The 16131-nt window shown below is 69.0% G+C and carries 15 protein-coding genes; 8 read left to right on the top strand and 7 right to left on the bottom strand.

What is annotated here, in order from left to right:
• The first annotated feature begins 3 nt into the window (after window positions 1–3).
• Both ACFYRH_RS36655 and ACFYRH_RS36650 read left to right on the top strand, forming a co-directional pair.
• The gene (locus ACFYRH_RS36655) at window positions 4–792 is read left to right on the top strand and encodes a class I SAM-dependent methyltransferase (protein WP_387784728.1); all 789 of its coding nucleotides are present in this window, start codon (window positions 4–6) and stop codon (window positions 790–792) included.
• Between the two features lie 139 nt (window positions 793–931).
• Window positions 932–1213: a YciI family protein gene (locus tag ACFYRH_RS36650; RefSeq protein ID WP_387784727.1), complete on the top strand. Its 282-nt coding sequence runs from the start codon at window positions 932–934 to the stop codon at window positions 1211–1213.
• A 27-nt stretch (window positions 1214–1240) separates the two neighbouring features.
• Here ACFYRH_RS36650 and ACFYRH_RS36645 read toward each other — a convergent pair whose 3' ends face one another.
• The gene (locus tag ACFYRH_RS36645) at window positions 1241–2461 is read right to left on the bottom strand and encodes a hypothetical protein (protein ID WP_387784725.1); all 1221 of its coding nucleotides are present in this window, start codon (window positions 2459–2461) and stop codon (window positions 1241–1243) included.
• Window positions 2462–2635: 174 nt separating this feature from the next.
• On the opposite strand from ACFYRH_RS36645, the gene ACFYRH_RS36640 reads away from it, so the two are divergent.
• Entirely contained in the window at window positions 2636–4162 is a 1527-nt protein-coding gene (locus ACFYRH_RS36640) for a helix-turn-helix domain-containing protein (RefSeq protein ID WP_387784724.1), read from the top strand.
• On the opposite strand, the gene ACFYRH_RS36635 is transcribed toward ACFYRH_RS36640, so the two are convergent.
• Window positions 4127–4999 (bottom strand): alpha/beta hydrolase, encoded by an 873-nt coding sequence (locus ACFYRH_RS36635; protein ID WP_387784723.1) that lies wholly within the window; start codon window positions 4997–4999, stop codon window positions 4127–4129. The genes ACFYRH_RS36640 and ACFYRH_RS36635 overlap by 36 nt on opposite strands.
• An 85-nt stretch (window positions 5000–5084) precedes the next feature.
• On the opposite strand from ACFYRH_RS36635, the gene ACFYRH_RS36630 reads away from it, so the two are divergent.
• Window positions 5085–5711: a TetR/AcrR family transcriptional regulator gene (locus ACFYRH_RS36630; protein ID WP_387784722.1), complete on the top strand. Its 627-nt coding sequence runs from the start codon at window positions 5085–5087 to the stop codon at window positions 5709–5711.
• Here the strand turns inward: ACFYRH_RS36630 and ACFYRH_RS36625 are convergent.
• On the bottom strand, window positions 5651–6904 hold the full coding sequence (locus ACFYRH_RS36625) for an MFS transporter (RefSeq protein ID WP_387784721.1): 1254 nt from the start codon (window positions 6902–6904) through the stop codon (window positions 5651–5653). The genes ACFYRH_RS36630 and ACFYRH_RS36625 overlap by 61 nt on opposite strands.
• The gene (locus tag ACFYRH_RS36620; protein WP_387784720.1) at window positions 6901–7443 is read right to left on the bottom strand and encodes a helix-turn-helix domain-containing protein; all 543 of its coding nucleotides are present in this window, start codon (window positions 7441–7443) and stop codon (window positions 6901–6903) included. Before ACFYRH_RS36620 ends, ACFYRH_RS36625 begins: the two co-directional genes overlap by 4 nt.
• A gap of 96 nt (window positions 7444–7539) precedes the next feature.
• On the opposite strand from ACFYRH_RS36620, the gene ACFYRH_RS36615 reads away from it, so the two are divergent.
• Both ACFYRH_RS36615 and ACFYRH_RS36610 read left to right on the top strand, forming a co-directional pair.
• Window positions 7540–8214, top strand: a complete 675-nt coding sequence (locus tag ACFYRH_RS36615) for a dihydrofolate reductase family protein (protein WP_387784719.1) — start codon at window positions 7540–7542, stop codon at window positions 8212–8214.
• 42 nt (window positions 8215–8256) lie between these two features.
• The gene (locus tag ACFYRH_RS36610) at window positions 8257–9492 is read left to right on the top strand and encodes a deoxyguanosinetriphosphate triphosphohydrolase (RefSeq protein WP_387784718.1); all 1236 of its coding nucleotides are present in this window, start codon (window positions 8257–8259) and stop codon (window positions 9490–9492) included.
• On the opposite strand, the gene ACFYRH_RS36605 is transcribed toward ACFYRH_RS36610, so the two are convergent.
• Window positions 9448–11358 carry an exo-alpha-sialidase gene (locus ACFYRH_RS36605; protein ID WP_387784717.1) on the bottom strand — a complete coding sequence of 637 codons (1911 nt, stop codon included), beginning with the start codon at window positions 11356–11358 and terminating at the stop codon, window positions 9448–9450. The genes ACFYRH_RS36610 and ACFYRH_RS36605 overlap by 45 nt on opposite strands.
• Window positions 11359–11454: 96 nt before the next feature.
• Here ACFYRH_RS36605 and ACFYRH_RS36600 point away from each other — a divergent pair, with 96 nt between their 5' ends.
• Window positions 11455–12699 (top strand): NAD(P)/FAD-dependent oxidoreductase, encoded by a 1245-nt coding sequence (locus ACFYRH_RS36600; protein ID WP_387784716.1) that lies wholly within the window; start codon window positions 11455–11457, stop codon window positions 12697–12699.
• 13 nt (window positions 12700–12712) lie between these two features.
• Here ACFYRH_RS36600 and ACFYRH_RS36595 read toward each other — a convergent pair whose 3' ends face one another.
• Window positions 12713–13573: a TolB family protein gene (locus ACFYRH_RS36595; RefSeq protein ID WP_387784715.1), complete on the bottom strand. Its 861-nt coding sequence runs from the start codon at window positions 13571–13573 to the stop codon at window positions 12713–12715.
• Window positions 13574–13634: 61 nt separating this feature from the next.
• Here ACFYRH_RS36595 and dnaG point away from each other — a divergent pair, with 61 nt between their 5' ends.
• Window positions 13635–15518: a DNA primase gene (gene dnaG, locus ACFYRH_RS36590; RefSeq protein WP_387784714.1), complete on the top strand. Its 1884-nt coding sequence runs from the start codon at window positions 13635–13637 to the stop codon at window positions 15516–15518.
• Here the strand turns inward: dnaG and ACFYRH_RS36585 are convergent.
• Complete coding sequence (locus tag ACFYRH_RS36585; RefSeq protein ID WP_387784712.1) at window positions 15515–16114, bottom strand: TetR/AcrR family transcriptional regulator; 600 nt, start codon at window positions 16112–16114, stop codon at window positions 15515–15517. The genes dnaG and ACFYRH_RS36585 overlap by 4 nt on opposite strands.
• Window positions 16115–16131: the final 17 nt, after the last annotated feature.

Here is a 16131-nt window from a genome sequence, read left to right as displayed (position 1 = left end):
GGCGTGACCAGGGAGCGACTGCGGCAGACCTTCGGCGAGGACGCGGAGCTGTACGACCGCGTCCGGCCGACGTACCCGGACGAGCTGTTCGACGACCTGGCCGGGATCGTCGGGGACGATCTGAAGGTCCTCGAGATCGGCCCGGGGACCGGCCAGGCGACGGCCGCGATGGTCGCGCGCGGGTGGTCGGTCACCGCGGTCGAGCTCAGTCCGGATCTCGCGCGGGTCCTGCAGCGGAGGCTTCCAGCTGTCGAGGTTGTCGTCGCGGACTTCGACACCTGGGAGCCGCCGGCGGCGGGCTTCGGTCTGGTCGTGTCCGCGACTGCCTTTCACTGGCTCGACCCGGCGACGCGGATCGAGCGTTGCGCCCGGATGCTGCGGCCGGGCGGGGCGCTGGCGGTCGTGTCGACGCATCACGTGGCCGGTGGTTCCGACCAGTTCTTCGCCGAGGTCCAGGACTGTTACGACCGGTTTACCGACGACGCCACAGCGGGTGGGTTGCCTGCGGTGGACGATGTACCGGAGGATCCGGCCGGGCTCGTGACGGCGGGAGTGTTCGGGCCGGTGGAGTGCCGCAGGTACGTCTGGGATGCGGACTACTCGACGGCCGAGTACCTCGAACTTCTGTCGTCGTATTCGGGTCATCGGGCCTTGACAACGCCCCGGCGTGACGGACTGTACGACTGTATCGGCGCCCGGATCGACGCCGCCGGGGGTTCCATCACGAAGCGTTACCTCAATCAACTGTCCGTAGGAATTTCCTTAACCAACCCCTTGCGTAGCGATGCGTGAGCTGGTGAGAATATCCGGGCGGGAAGGGAGATCACTCGTCGACTTTCGGGTCTGACCTGAACCAGCCGCTGTGGCGGCTCGTGACTCCCTTTCCCGCACCAAATCCCCTTGTATCCAAGGCCGTTGTAGGCTTCTGGCCATGGCCCAATATGTCGTGCAGTTGCGCTTCGACGTCACCCAGTCCGACCGCCGGATGGAGGTCCGTCCGGCGCACCGCGAGTACCTCGCGTCCTTGCGGGAGGCGGGCAAGCTCGTCGCCGCCGGACCGTTCGCCGACCAGACCGGCGCACTGCTCGTCTACGACGTCGCCGACGAGGCCGAGCTCCGCGACATCCTCGCCAAGGACCCGTACACCCCGGCCGACGTCTACGAGATCGCCACCCTCGCCGAGTGGCAGTCCCTCTTCCCGTTCAGCAGCTGATACCGCCGACCGGCGCCGGAGCGTCGTTCAGGCTTCGGCGCCTTCCAGGTCGAGGTGGTCGACGTATGCCCACAGCCACTGGAGTGGCGCCAGCACGAGCTCTGGTTCCTCGTCCTCGTCGGCGATGAACAGCATCGAGGCCTCGCCGTTGGTGAGGTCCTCGATGACCGCCTCGCACATCTCGAGCGCGAGCTCGAAGGAGACCAGTCGCGGGCCGTTCTCCCAGCGCGGCGCGGGGAGGGGGAGGACCGGGGCGTCGTCGGTGCCGTCCAGCTCGACCGAGACCTTCTGCAGCTCCTCGTAGAGGTCGTACGAGATCAGTCCGGCGATCGGACGACCGTCGAGACCTACCAGGTACGGGTCGTCGGCGCCGTCGCGGAACGCGTCGCGGATGTCCGGCAGCGCGGCCCGGAGATCCGTCGCCTCCAGGTACGGCGCTTCGTCCGGCTCCTCGTCGACCTCGGCCGCGACCAGCCCGCTGCGCATCTGGTCGAACTGGTGCAGCAGCCCGTTCAACTCGTCGTACGCACCGCCGCCCGGCGTCTTCTGCGCGCGGGTCTCGAGGTCCCGGAGGTGTGCGATCAGGTCGTCCTCGAAATGCAGCTCGTACCGTGGCAGGCCCGGCTCGCGGCCCGCGTTGATCTGCGCGACCAGCTGCGTCGACACCGGACCGATCCGCTCGGCGAGCACCTCGAGCGGCGTGGTCGGTTTCTCCTCGTCGTCGTGCGCGCACGAGTCGTCGTCGGTCTTCCCCTCGCTCTCCATCGCGAGCAGTACCTGGAACGCCTGGAACGCGAGCAGCGCGGCGGTCGCCATCGTGCCGTCGCCGATCAGCATCAGCGGGTTCCCGCCGGCCTCGGTACGGCGGACGTGGTCGGGCATCAACGTCGCGGCCTGCTCGACGTTCACCTGACTCGCGAGCGACGACAGACCGTGGTCGGCGTCCACTCCGAGCAGCTCGACCAGCCGCTCCGAGCTCATGTCGAAGTTCGACCGCAGGTAATACCGCAGCCAGCCGGCGTCGACCGGGTTCCCGAGCAGTTCGGCGATCCGGGCGCGGAAGTCGGCCAGGTCGGAGATCGCCAGCACCACGAGCACCGGCTGGTCGCCGTCGCCGATCACCAGTGGCCGGGTGTCGCCGTTGTGGAAGCCCTCGATCACCTGGTGCAGGCTGTCCGCAGCCGCTTCCAGCGGCCACGACTCCGCCTCGAACTCGTTGACCACCGCGGCGGAGTTCTGATCGGGCATCTGCTGGGTCCTCTCCGGAGGGCGGCGGGAGTTGGAGTAACTGTAGGCGGCGGGTGTTTCACCAGGTCACACGGGTCCTGGGCGACCCTGGCGGAGGCGGCTGCGTGACATTCGCTACGCTGACACCGGCGGGTCGGTGCAGCGGTATCTCACATGTGAGATAAGGTCCGGCCCATGACCGATGACTACCTGAGCCGGATCGGAAACCTCATCCGGGACGCCCGTAAGCATCGCGGCTGGACGCAGACGCAGCTGGCGGAAGTGCTGAACACCAGCCAGAGTGCGGTGAACAGGATCGAGAAGGGTCATCAGAACCTCACCCTCGAGATGCTCGCCCGGATCGGCGAGGCGCTCGACTCCGAAATTGTCTCTCTCGGCGGCGGCCCGGTCCACCTTCGCGTCGTCGGTGGACGCCGGTTGTCCGGTGCCATCGACGTCAAGTCGAGCAAGAACGCCGGCGTCGCGCTGCTCTGCGCGAGCCTGCTGAACAAGGGCCGTACGACGCTGCGCAAGGTCGCGCGGATCGAAGAGGTCAACCGCCTACTCGAGGTCCTGAACTCGATCGGTGTCCGGACCACCTGGCTGAACGACGCGGGTGACCTGGAGATCGTGCCGCCGGCGCAGCTCGACCTCGGCTCGATGGACGCCGAGGCGGCTCGCCGGACCCGCTCGATCATCATGTTCCTCGGCCCGCTGCTGCACCGCGAGGACGCCTTCGAACTCCCGTACGCCGGCGGTTGCGACCTCGGTACGCGGACGGTCGAGCCGCACATGACCGCGCTCCGCCCGTTCGGTCTCGAGGTGAAGGCGACCGGCGGGCAGTACCACGCGCTGGTGAACCGGGCGATCGCGCCGGGCAAGCCGATCGTGCTGACCGAGCGCGGCGACACCGTGACCGAGAACGCGATCATGGCCGCCGCCCGGTTCGACGGCGTCACCGTGATCCGCAACGCCAGCCCGAACTACATGGTCCAGGACCTCTGCTTCTACCTCGACCTGCTCGGCGTGAAGATCGACGGCATCGGTACGACGACGCTCACCGTGCACGGCAAGGCGGATATCGACGTCGATGTCGACTATGCCCCGTCCGAGGACCCGATCGAGGCGATGAGCCTGCTCACCGCGGCGATCGTCACCAAGTCCGAGATCACCATCCGCCGGGCGCCGGTGGAGTTCCTGGAGATCGAGCTCGCGCTGCTCGAGGAGATGGGTCTCGACTACAACCGCAGCGCGGAGTACCTGGCCGAGAACGGCCGGACCCGGCTGGTCGACCTGACCACCCGCCCGTCGAAGCTGCACGCGCCGATCGACAAGATCCACCCGATGCCGTTCCCGGGCCTGAACATCGACAACCTGCCGTTCTTCGCGGTGATCGCGGCGACCGCGACCGGGCAGACGCTGATCCACGACTGGGTGTACGAGAACCGCGCGATCTACCTGACCGACCTGAACAAGCTCGGCGGCCGGGTCAAGCTGCTCGACCCGCACCGGGTGATGGTCGAGGGGCCGACGCACTTCTCCGGCGCCGAGATCATGTGCCCGCCGGCGCTCCGCCCGGCCGTGGTCACACTGATCGCGATGCTGGCCGCGAAGGGTACTTCGGTGATGCGCAGCATCTACGTGATCAACCGCGGCTACGAGGACCTCGCCGCCCGGCTGAACTCGCTAGGCGCTCAGATCGAGACCTTCAGGGATATCTGAAGGGACATCTGAAGGGACGTCTGCGTCTTGTAGGAACGCCACCGCCTCGGTGATCACCGCCGGGTCCGCGAGGATCCGGCGGTGGCCGAGGCCGGTGGTCGGCAGGAAATGCGCCCGCGGACCGTAGTTCCGCAGCAGCACCCGCGCCTGCCCCGGATCCACGACCTCGTCCTCGTCGTTGTGGATCACCAGCAGCTCGATCTCCCCGGTGGTGACCGAGAAGCGCGTCCAGACCTGGTCGTCGCCGTCGAAGTAGCCGCGCTCGATCGACCGCCGCAGCTCCCGGTTGATCTTCGGTCCCAGCCCGAGCTCGGCGCAGAACGCGTCGGCGAGGTACCCGAAGTCGGCCACCCCGCTGATCATCACCATTCGCTTCGCCGCCACGCCCTCGCGGACCGCGTAGAGCGCGAACGGTACGCCGAGCGAATGCGCGATCACGCCCTCGAACGGGCCGTGCCGCTCCTCGAGCGCGCGAATGATCCGCTGGTGACCGAGGATCGACACGACGTCGCCCTCGGAGTCGCCGTGTGCGGGGGCGTCGTACGAGACCGGGCTGTACCCGAGCTCGAGCAGGCGGGTCACGAATCCGGCATACCGCGAAGCTCGGGAGCGCCAGCCGTGGACGAGGAGGACCGGCCGGCGGCCGTCGCCCCACGCGTACGTGGCCACGCCGTCGACGGTTTCGGCCCGCGCAGCGTCGTGGACGGCCTGTTCCGCGGAGCGCACCCGGCCGCGGGCGAGCGGCCGGCGCCAGAGCCCGAACGCGAGCCGTCCGGCAAGCCGCGGTGACAGCCTTCCGATGATCTGCAATCCGGTACCGACTACTTGCTTCTGCATGACGCCCCTCCCGCAAACTATACGAACGGTCGTATTATTAGTTTGTCAGGAACGTGGCGTCAATCGGCCTCTAGGATCGGGACTCGTGGAGAAGGTGGACGGACGGCTGGTGCGCGGTGATCAGACCCGCCGCGCGGTCCTGCGCCGGTCGGTGGACATCGCGTCGGTGGACGGGCTCGAGGGGCTGTCGATCGGGCGGCTCGCGACCGAGCTCGGGATCAGCAAGAGCGGGCTGTTCGCGCATTTCGGCTCGAAGCAGGAGCTGCAGTTGTCGACGATCCGCGCCGCGCGCCGGATCTATGCCGACAACGTGGTGCTCCCGGCGTTCGAGGTCGAGCCCGGTCTCGGGCGGGTGTGGGCGTTGAGCCGGCACTGGCTCGAGTATTCGCGGAGCCGCGTGTTCCCGGGCGGCTGCTTCTTCCAGAAGGTCTCGCACGAGTACTCCGGGCGCGACGGCGCCGTACAGCAGATGCTCGCCGCCGTGCACCGCGAGTGGATGGACCTGATCGAGACCACGATCGGCGAGGCCGTCGAGCGCGGGGAGTTGGCGGGGGACCCGAAGCAGTTCGCGTTCGACCTGAACGCGTACTACGAGGCCGCGAATCTGGCGTCGATCCTGCACAACGACGACGCGACGTACGAGCAGGCGCGTCAGGCTGTGCGGACCCGGCTGGAGTCGGCTGTGGTTCCGGGCGCGCCGGTGCCGTGGTGAGTCGGCAGATCGCGGCAGCGGCTGATCGGTGACGCGAGGAGGACCAGGCCGGCCAGCGGTACGCCGGCGGTCGTGATCCAGAGCGCCGGAGTCAGGCCGACCGTCTGGCCGAGTGTCCCGCCGAGCAGCGCGCCGAGCGGGATCGTCCCGTAGTTGACGAACGCGGTGGTCGCGGTGAGGCGACCGAACAGATCCGGTGGGCAGTACGACTGCAGGAAGGTCGCCTTCACGACGTTGCCGCCGACCACGCCCAGGCTGACTCCGAATGCGCCGGCCAGGTAGAACCACGGGCTCGCGTCGCTCAACGGGATCAGCAACGCCAGCGTCGGCAGTCCGAGTTCGCACAGCAGCAGCGCCCGCGCCGTACCGAATCGGATGGTCTGCCGGCCGGCAATCGCTCCGAGGACGCCGCCGCTCGACGCCGCCGCGATCAGGGTGCCGACCGCGCCCGCGGTGAGCCCGGCCTCGCGGACCAGGAAGACGACGACGATCGCCTGATATCCCATCAGCGCAAGGTTCGAGACGGCTCCGAAGATCGTCAACGTCCGCAGCCAGACGTCGTGGACGACGAGCCGGATGCCCTCCCGGATCGCGCCGGCCCGCCGGGGGTTCGTCGTACGGCGTTCCCGGAAACGGATCGCGGCGAGACAGCCGAGGGCGATCAGGAAGCTCGCCGCGTCGACGATCAGCGCGTTCGCCGCACCGGCGAGTTGGACCAGCAGCCCGCCGCATCCGAGTCCCGCGATCTGCGCGGCCGAGGCACTTCCGTGCAGCTTCGCGTTCCCCTCGGCGTGGTCGGCCGGGTCCAGAAGCGTCGGGAGATAAGCGGTGTACGCCGTCTGGAAGACGACCGCGGCGGCACCGACGAGTCCCGCGATCACCAGCAGCAACTCGATCGTCAGTACAGTTCCGGCCAGCGGGATGGTCAGCAACAGCAGGCCTGAGGCGGCCGACGACACCAGCATCACCGGACGGCGACGGACCCGGTCGATCCATGCGCCGGTCGGCAGGCCGATCAGCAGCCACGGTGCCCACGCCGCCGCGGTCAGCAGACCGACCTCGAAAGTTGTTGCGTCGAGCATCGAAATCGCAACCAGCGGGAGCGCGACCGCGGAGACCGAACTGCCGAAACGATTGATCGTCTCGCCGATCCAGAACAGTCTGAAGTCGCGATGCGTGCGCAGCAGGCTCATGAGCGGCGCGGGAACGACTGCAGCTGGACGATCACCCGTTCGGCTCCGTCCGCCGGCTCGGCGTCGGTGTAGCGGTTGATGACGCCGGCGATCTCTTCGTTGAGGTTGTGCAGTTGTTCGGGGGACAGGCGGAGGTCGCGCCAGTCCGAGAGTCCGGCCGCGTGCTGCCACTGCGCCGGCCAGTCCTCGTCGACGTACGCGCGGACACGGTCGTAGTAGCGCTCGACGAGATCCCGCAGGTAGACGTCGAGGGCGCGCCGAGTCTCCGGGTCGTCGAGGAACTCGGCCGGGTCGAGCACGGTCGGTCCCTGCGGGAGCCGCCACCAGCGCTCGCGCTTCGTACCGCGGTCGGGGTCCTCCTCGAGGTACCCGTGGTCCGCGAGCAGTCGGAGGTGCCAGCTGATCGTGCCGGTGTTCTCGCCGAGCCGCGCCGCCAGCGTGCTGGACGTCGCCGGTCCGTCGAGCTCGATCGCCTCCAGGATGCGCATCCGGAGCGGGTGGGCGAGCCCGCGCAGACTCCGCGCGTCGATCCTTCGCATAGTTGCAGAGTAATCTCTGCAGAGAAGTCTCTGCAACTATCGCAGGCGCCTGGGGGAGGAGCGGTTTTGTCGGTGGGCTTCCCTAGGTTGGGCGGCATGCGGCCTCATGTGGTGGCTCAGCTGGCGGTCTCGCTGGACGGGGTGGCGTCGGGGTTCGACGTCGACCTCGCGCGGTTCTATGCGCTGGCGACGCTGTGGCAGGAGGACGTGACCATGATCGGCGCGGACACGATCCTCGCTCAGGAGTCCGCGGTGCGCGCCGCGCCGCGGCGCGCACCACGCGCGGACGGCCCGCTGCTCGCGGTGGTAGACAGCCGGGCGCGAGTGCGGAGCTGGGCGTCGCTACGCGAGCTCGGTTACTGGTCCGACGTACTGGCGTTGTACGCCGATCAGACGCCGGCTCGCCCACTCGATGCCACGACTCGCGAGCTGGTGACCGGGTACGACCAAGTGGATCTCGGTGAGGTGCTCGATGTGCTCGGCCGACGGGGTGTGCGGACCGTCCGGGTCGACTCGGCCGGCGCGTTGCTGCGTGCTTGTCTGGCGCTCGATCTGGTCGACGAGCTGGCGCTGCTGGTGCATCCGGTGCTGGTCGGGGGCGAGCGCTGGTACGACACTCGCCGGCTCAACCTGCGGCATGCCGGCACCGAGGCGTTCACCGACGGCGTGCTCTGGATGCGCTACTGCATAGACAACTGCAGAGACAACTGCAGAGACAACTGCACAGATAACTGCAGAGACAACTGCACAGATAACTGCAGAGACATCTGAACGTCGCCGAATTGTCGGTCCTCGTCAGTACTGTGAGTGGTGATGAGGAAGCAGCATGAGGGTTACGACGAGCACGATGCCGAGCGGTGGGTCGCCGAGCCGGTCAAGCGGCCGGGGCGGACGGCGTTCGCGCGGGATCGCGCCCGCGTGCTGCACAGCGCCGCCTTACGACGGCTGGCGGCCAAGACGCAGGTCGTGACGGCGGGCAGCGACGACTTCGTCCGGAACCGGCTGACGCACAGTCTGGAGGTCGCGCAGATCGGCCGCGAACTGGCCGCGACCCTCGGCTGCGACCCGGACATCGTGGACGCGGCCTGCCTCTCGCACGACCTCGGTCATCCGCCGTTCGGGCACAACGGCGAGCGCGCGCTCGACCAGGTCGCGGCCGGGATCGGTGGTTTCGAGGGGAACGCGCAGACCCTGCGGCTGCTGACCCGGCTGGAGTCCAAGACGTTCGACGCCGACGGGCGCAGTGTCGGCCTCAACCTGAGCCGCGCGACCCTCGACGCCGCGACGAAGTACCCGTGGGCCCGGCGCGCCGGCGAGCGGAAGTTCGGGGTGTACGACGACGACCTCGCGGTGTTCACCTGGTTGCGTCCGGGGGTGGGGGAGCGGCGCTGTCTCGAGGCCCAGGTGATGGACTTCGCCGACGACGTGGCGTACTCCGTGCACGATGTCGAGGACGGGATCGTCGCGCATCACATCGACCTCGCCAGGGTCGACGCCGAACGGGCGCCGTACTGGGAGACCGTCCGGCAGATGTATTTGCCGGAGGCGAGCGATGCCGAGCTGGACGAAAGCTGGGAGCGGCTGAAGGCGCTGAACTACTGGCCGGCGGTCGCGTTCGACGACAGCCGCCGGGCGCTCGGCGGCCTGAAGGATCTGACCAGCCAGTTGATCGGCCGGTTCGCGACCGCCGCCGAGCAGGCCACGCATGCCGTCTTCGGCCGCTCCCGCCTGATCCGGTACGAAGCCGACCTGGTGGTCCCCGACGGTGTTCGCACCGAGATCGGTCTGCTGAAAGGCGTCGGGATGTTCCACGTCCTCAACTCACCCGAGCGCCAGGCCCGCCGGGCGACGCAGCGCGAGCTGCTCACCGAGCTCGTCGAGGCGCTCTGGAAGACCGCGCCACGGCACCTCGACGTCCCGTTCCGCTCCGACTTCGCGGAGGCGAGCGACGACGATGCCCGCCTGCGCGTGATCGTCGATCAGGTCGCGTCCCTGACCGACCCGTCAGCGCAGGCCTGGCATGCCAACCTGGTCGAAGGGCAGGTCTAGCCCCAACCGCGGCCGGACGGGCCGGTTGGTCTCGCGGATCTGCTGCAGTTCGCTGTCCGACAGCGCCCGCCGGTAGACCCGGACCTCGTCGAGCGTGCCCTGGAACCGGTTGGCGCCATCCACTCGCTGCCCGACGTGAATGCCCTGAACGCCGAATTCCTTGCCGGCCGTGACCGAGCCGGCGGGTGCAGTCGCCGAGCCGGCCTCAGCGCCGTCGATCACCAGCCGCAGCTTGCCGTTGGCCCGTTGCAGTACGACGTGATGCCACTGGTTGTCGTTGTACGCCGAGGTGGACTGCACCGTCACGTTGTACCGGTCGACCGAGAGCAACGCCCGGATGCGATTGCTCTCCGGCTCGGCCCGGAGCCAGACCTGTGGTGTCGTGCCCGAGCCGGTGCGATAGGCCCACAGGATCGCGCGTGATCCTGTCGTCGCGCCGTACTTGATCCACGCCATCATCGTGAAGTCGCCGGCGCCGAGATCGATCGACCGGTCGAACGGCACCTCGACGTAGTCGTCTACGCCGTCCAAAACCAGCCCGTTCCCGAACTTGCCTTCGGCAACGGTCGCGCCGCCGCGGACGTACGCCGGATTGTGCGCCGGACCGGTGTCAGGCGTTGCCGGACCCGGCGCCGGCGGACCGGGGATGCCGGGTGGCGTGCCGTTCGGCGTCGACAGGTACGCCTCGTTGAACCGTGCCCAGCGGATCGTCTCGTACGGACCCGCCACCCCGGCTTCGTAGAGCAGCCCGGCCTGATCACCGGCCAGCCGGACCATGTCGGAGTACGCCGACGGGCCCCAGTAGAAGACCTTCCCTTGCTGCCAGGTGCCGAACGACCGCGCCTCGTCGTACGACGACCTGACTGTCATCACCTCGCGCGCGGCCGGGTGGGCCGGTGCCGAGAACAGGATCCGGTTGCGCTGATCGCCGTGGTTTCGGGCGCTGAAGCGGAGCAGCGAGCCCTGGACGTCGGGCATCACCAGCTGCGGGATGGTCCGGAACGGTGCGTCGAACGTCGCGCCGCCGTCGCTGCTGATCGCGTACGCGCGGTTGCCCGGGTCGGTGCCGCGCTCACGGGCCAGTGCGTAGATGCGGCCGTCGGTGAGTTCGACGACGGTGACTTCGCCGGCGATCACCGAGCCGTCGTCGCGGGAGGTGGTCGCGCCGATGTGCCAGGTGACGCCGGAGTCGTCGGAGTACAGGAGGTGGGTGCCGTAGACGTGTGGGCCGACTCCGTCGTACGTCTCGAAGCTGGCGCCGACGATCAGGCGGCCGGCGTGCGGGCCGTGCTCGAGCTGGATGCCGTGCATCGGTCCGGTCGCGTACCAGAAGTTCCAGCTCGGCAGTTTCGCGTCGGTCAGTTCGCGCGGCGCGGTCCAGGTGGTCCCGTTGTCGTCGCTGGTCTGGACGTACGGATCCCGGTCGCAGCCGTTGGTGCACGGCTGCGGGCCGTTGTGGGTCGTCACCAGGACAATCCGGCCCGTCCGCCGGTCGACGATCGGGACGGGGTTTCCGTGGGTGCCGCCGTTGCCGTCCGAGACGACCTGCAGCGGACCCCAGGTCTTGCCGCCGTCCGCCGACCGGCGCAGCACGATGTCGATGTCGCCGTCGTCGCCGCAGTCCGCGACCCGGCCCTCGGCGAACGCGAGCACCTCGCCGTCGGCGGCCCGGACCACGGCCGGGATCCGGAAGCACGAGTAGCCCCCGGTCTTCTGCTGGAACAACACGCTGTCGGCTACGAACGGCGCAGCCGGATCGCCGCGATCGGCCGGGACCGTCCCGACGGCCTGGGCAGTGGGGGTGAGGAGACTTCCGGACACCAGTAGGGCGGCCACCGCGAGGCGGCCCGGCGTGAGTACGCGCATGACTCTCCCAGGAGGACATAGGACGTATGATGTCCAGCGAAAAATAGCCATCCGTGCCGTGCGCGGCAAGGGTTCGCCGGGTACTAAGGTCGTTTCATGGCTGATGCAGAGCAGATCGTGATCGTCGGAGCGAGCCTCGCGGGTGCGAAGGCGGCCGAGACCCTGCGCAAGGAGGGCTGGAGCGGCGGCATCGTGCTGATCGGCAGCGAGCAGTCGCTGCCGTACGAGCGGCCTCCGTTGTCGAAGGACGTCCTGCTCGGCAAGAAGGAGACCGGGTCCGCGCAACTCCACGACCAGCAGTGGTACGACGACAACTCCATCGAGCTCCGCCTCGGGACGACGGCAACCGCGATCGACCCGGCCGCGCACACGGTCACGCTGGACGACGGATCACAGGTGTCCTACGCCAAGCTCCTGATCGCGACGGGCAGCCGGGTGCGCAAACTCGACGTACCGGGGAACGACCTGCCGGGAGTGCACTACCTGCGGACGGTCGAGGACTCGCAGGCGCTGACCGATGCCTACGCCGCCAAGCCGCGGGTGGTCGTGGTGGGCGCCGGCTGGATCGGGCTCGAGACTGCCTCCGCCGCGAAGGAGCGGGGCTGCGAAGTGACCGTGGTCGAGCCGCAGCCGACGGCGTTGGCCTCGGTGCTGGGCGAGGAGGTCGGCGAGGTGTTCGCCGAGTTCCACCGGCAGCACGGGGTCCAGTTCCGGTTCGGAGTCGGCGTCGACGGCTTCGAGGGGACCGGCAAGGTCACCGGTGTGAAGCTGTCGGGCGGCGAGGTGATTCCCGCTGACCTGGTGGTCGTCGGCGTCGGCGTACGGCCGAACACCGAGATCGCCGAGGAGGCCGGGATCGAGGTCGCCACACCGGACAACGGGTCCGGCATCGTCACGGGTGCGGATCTGCGCACCTCGGTCGCCGATGTGTACGCCGCCGGTGACGTCGTGCGGTGGGATCACCCGCTGTTCGACCGCTCGGTCCGGGTCGAGCACTGGCAGAACGCGATCGACACCGGCAAGTCGGCCGCGAAGGCGATGATCGGCCAGGACGTGTCACACGACGCGATCCCGTACTTCTTCACCGATCAGTTCGACCTCGGCATGGAGTACGTCGGTGAGGTCCCGCACGGTGTCTCGGCCGAGGTCGTCTTCCGCGGCGACCCGAAATCCGGCGCGTACTTCGTCTTCTGGCTGGACGCGGAGCATCGGGTCCTCGCCGGCATGCACGTGAACGAGTGGGACATCGGCCTCGACGCGGTCCGCGACCTGATCCGGTCCGGCAAGCAGGTGGACCCGGCCCGGCTCGGCGACCCCTCGGTGGACCTCGGCGAGGTCTAGACCGAGTAAGCGTCTAGATCGGGTAGGCGACGTACGCGATCGCGGTGCTGTCCGGGGACCAGCTCGGCACGTTCATCGTGCCCTGGCCGCCGAACAGCGCCGTGAGCTCGCGGATCTCGCCGGTCGCGGTGAGCAGCCGCAGACGTACGTCGGCCACGTCGGCGGGATGCCCCTCGACCCCCGGCGGGAAGCTCACGTAGGCGATCGCCGACCCGTCCGGAGCCGGGTGCGGGAACCAGTTGACGCGGTCGTCGAACGTCAGTTGCTCGGCCGCACCACCCCGGACCGGGACGCGGAACAGCTGCGCGTGCCCAGGCACCCGCGCGGCGCGCTCGGAGTTGAAGTAGATCCACTCGCCGTCCGGGCTGTACTCCGCACCGTCGTCGGCGAACTCGTCGTTCGTCACCTGTACGTCGGCCCCGCCGCCGCTGGGGATCGTCCAGACGTTGGTGACCCGCCGCTCACCAACCCACTCGAGGCCGATGTAGGCGAGGGTCGAGCCGTCCGGCGACACCCCGTGCAGGTAGTGGTGGAACCGCGGCCCGCGATCGTTGGTCACCCGCCGCCCGGTCCCGCCCGCGATCGGCACCGCGTAGATGTGACCGTCCTCGGCCGACACGTAGACCGTCTGCCCGTCCGGGCCGACCACGTGATCGTTGTTGATCGCGGGCACCCCGCCGAGCTTGATCTCCTCGAGACCGTCGCCGACCCGGAACAGCAATCCATTGCCGTTGACAACCAAAGTCCCGTCGGGCAGCCAGTTCGGCGCCTCGAACAGGACCTCCGCCGAGCCGAACACCGAGCGGCGGTCACCTGTCGCGACGTCGACGACGTACAGCTCGGAGCGCTGACCTGGGCGAAGGGTACGTGGCATACCCGTTAACCTACGTGATCGGCCCGGCTGGACTCGCGGGGTGGCAGGCTAGACTCGCGGGGTGGCAGGCCGGATCAAGGAAGAGGACATCGCGCTGGTGCGCGAGCGTGCGCGGATCGACGACGTCGTCGGTTCGTACGTGACCTTGAAGAACGCCGGCGGTGGCAACCTGAAGGGGCTGTGCCCGTTCCACGACGAGAAGTCACCGTCGTTCAACGTCACCCCGTCGCGCGGGTTCTTCTACTGCTTCGGCTGCCAGGAGGGCGGCGACGTGATCGACTTCATCCAGAAGGTCGATCAGATCAGCTTCTCCGAGGCGGTCGAGACGCTGGCCTCGAAGGTCGGCATCCAGCTCCGGTACGACGACTCAGGCGCGCCCGTCCAGCGCGGCCCGGGTAACCAGCGCCCGCGGCTCGTCGAGGCGCACCGGGTCGCCGCCGAGTACTACGTCGACAACCTGTTCGGCGCCGCCGAGGCGTCGATCGGACGGCAGTTCCTCGACAAGCGCGGCTTCGACAAGGACGCGGCGGTGCACTTCGGCGTCGGGTTCGCGCCGCGCGGCGGCGAGGCGCTGACCAACCACCTGCGCGGCCGCGGCTTCACGAACGCCGAGCTGGTCGCCTCCGGCCTGTCCGCCGAGGGTCAGCGCGGGCTGTACGACCGTTTCCGCGGCCGGCTGATGTGGCCGATCCGGGACGCGTCCTCGGACGTGATCGGGTTCGGCGCGCGCCGGCTGTTCGACGACGACCGGATCGAAGCGAAGTACCTGAACACCCCCGAGACGCCGATCTACAAGAAGTCCAAGGTCCTGTACGGCGTCGATCTCGCCCGCCGCGAGATCGCGAAGGGCCGCCAGGCGGTCGTCGTCGAGGGCTACACCGACGTGATGGCCTGTCATCTGGCCGGCGTACAGACCGCGGTCGCCACCTGCGGTACGTCGTTCGGCGACGACCACGCCCGCGTCCTGCGGCAGCTGCTGCTCGACCACGACCAGTTCCGCGGCGAGGTGATCTTCACCTTCGACGGTGACGAGGCGGGTCAGCGGGCGGCGTTGAAGGCGTTCGCGGGGGATCAGGCGTTCGCCTCGCAGACGTACGTCGCGGTCGAGCCGGACGGTCTGGATCCGTGTGACCTGCGGTTGCAGAAGGGTGACGCGGCGGTTCGCGAGCTGATCGGGCGGCGCGTCCCGCTGTACCGGTTCGTGCTCGGCAACGTGCTGTCGAAGTACGACCTGGACCGGGCGGACACCCGGGTCGACGCGCTCCGCGAGGCGGCGAAGCTGGTGATCAGCATCCGGGACCGCTCGAAGGTCGACGCCTTCACGCGTGAGCTCGCCGGTCATCTCGGGATGGACGAGGACAAGGTGCGCTCGGAGGTCTACCGCGCCGCGTCCCGGGCGAACGCGCAGCCCGCGACGCCGTCGGGCGATGCGGCGCAACCGGTCCGTCGTACCGATGTCCCGTCGCCCCGCGACCAGCGGTTCGTGATCGAGTGGGACGCGCTCAAGGTCGCGATGCAGTACCCGGCGCTCGTCGGGGTCGCGTTCGACGAGCTCGACGACCAGGACTTCACCCACCCGTGGCTCGCCGCGGTCCGGGGTGCGATGGCGAAGGCCGGCGGCCCGGCCGCCGCGCCGCCCGGTGAGGCGTGGGTGGTCGCCGTTCGCGACGCCGTCGGCAACGACCCGGCCGCCGCGGTGGTCGGCGCGCTGGCCGTGGACCCGTTGCGTCTCGGCCGGGAGCCCGACGAGCAGTACGCGCAGGCGTTGTTGGCGCGGTTGCAGGAGCTGACCTGCGCGCGCCGGATCGCGGACCTGAAGTCGAAGTTGCAGCGGACCAACCCGATCGACCGCCCGGACGAATACAACCGGATGTTCGGCGAACTGATCGCGCTCGAGGCCTACAAGGCCGAGCTCCGCAACCGGGCCATCTCGGGTGCTCTCTAGTCCTTCAAATGTGACACCAAGCGAGCGACCTGCTCGCCGTACTTCGCTCTGAAGTCCTCGTCGTCCGGGTCGAGACCGAGGGCCCGGGCGATCTGCGGGAAGACGACCGGCGCCGCGGCGAGGCCGAACAGGGCGAGACCGGCGTAGGCCGGGTCCAGGTCGGAGGCGAGCTCGCCCTCGGCCTGCCGGCGGCGGAAGTCGGCGAGCATGTTCTGGAACCGTGCGTACTGCGCTTCCTCGTCGTTGCCACCGGTGTCGCGGTCGACGCCTTCGCGGATCAGCAGCCGGAGCAGGTCGGGCTGCTCGATCGTCGCCCGGGCGTAGGCGCCGACGACCTCGCCGAGTGTTTCCGCCTCGGCCGTGATGGTCGGCTCGCCGGCCCGCCAACCGTCCGCGACGGCGCGGTAGAGGCCCTCCTTGCCGCCGAAGTAGTACGAGATCAGTTGCTTGTTGACGCCGGCCCGGGCTGCGATCTCGCTGACCCGCGCACCGCTGAAGCCGCGCGCGCCGAACTCGACGACCGCCGCGTCGAGCAGCTGCTGCTTGCTGCGCTCGGCGTCCCGCTGCCGCTCGTCCGGTCCTGGTGATCTCCGCACATCCGCATCCTAGCGGA

It is taken from the genome of Kribbella sp. NPDC004875, assembly GCF_042873375.1.
Lineage (GTDB): Bacteria > Actinomycetota > Actinomycetes > Propionibacteriales > Kribbellaceae > Kribbella.
The sequence above is the reverse complement of the archived record's forward strand: the minus strand, read 5'-3'. Positions and strand labels throughout refer to the sequence as shown.

Excerpts from the sequence above, each read along its gene's own strand:
- ACFYRH_RS36605 (WP_387784717.1), bottom strand. The coding sequence starts at position 11,358 with ATGCGCGTACTCACGCCGGGCCGCCTCGCGGTGGCCGCCCTACTGGTG.
- ACFYRH_RS36600 (WP_387784716.1), top strand. The coding sequence starts at position 11,455 with ATGGCTGATGCAGAGCAGATCGTGATCGTCGGAGCGAGCCTCGCGGGT.
- ACFYRH_RS36620 (WP_387784720.1), bottom strand. The coding sequence starts at position 7,443 with ATGCGAAGGATCGACGCGCGGAGTCTGCGCGGGCTCGCCCACCCGCTC.
- ACFYRH_RS36595 (WP_387784715.1), bottom strand. The coding sequence starts at position 13,573 with ATGCCACGTACCCTTCGCCCAGGTCAGCGCTCCGAGCTGTACGTCGTC.
- ACFYRH_RS36615 (WP_387784719.1), top strand. The coding sequence starts at position 7,540 with ATGCGGCCTCATGTGGTGGCTCAGCTGGCGGTCTCGCTGGACGGGGTG.
- ACFYRH_RS36650 (WP_387784727.1), top strand. The coding sequence starts at position 932 with ATGGCCCAATATGTCGTGCAGTTGCGCTTCGACGTCACCCAGTCCGAC.
- ACFYRH_RS36610 (WP_387784718.1), top strand. The coding sequence starts at position 8,257 with ATGAGGAAGCAGCATGAGGGTTACGACGAGCACGATGCCGAGCGGTGG.
- ACFYRH_RS36645 (WP_387784725.1), bottom strand. The coding sequence starts at position 2,461 with ATGCCCGATCAGAACTCCGCCGCGGTGGTCAACGAGTTCGAGGCGGAG.
- ACFYRH_RS36640 (WP_387784724.1), top strand. The coding sequence starts at position 2,636 with ATGACCGATGACTACCTGAGCCGGATCGGAAACCTCATCCGGGACGCC.
- ACFYRH_RS36625 (WP_387784721.1), bottom strand. The coding sequence starts at position 6,904 with ATGAGCCTGCTGCGCACGCATCGCGACTTCAGACTGTTCTGGATCGGC.
- ACFYRH_RS36635 (WP_387784723.1), bottom strand. The coding sequence starts at position 4,999 with ATGCAGAAGCAAGTAGTCGGTACCGGATTGCAGATCATCGGAAGGCTG.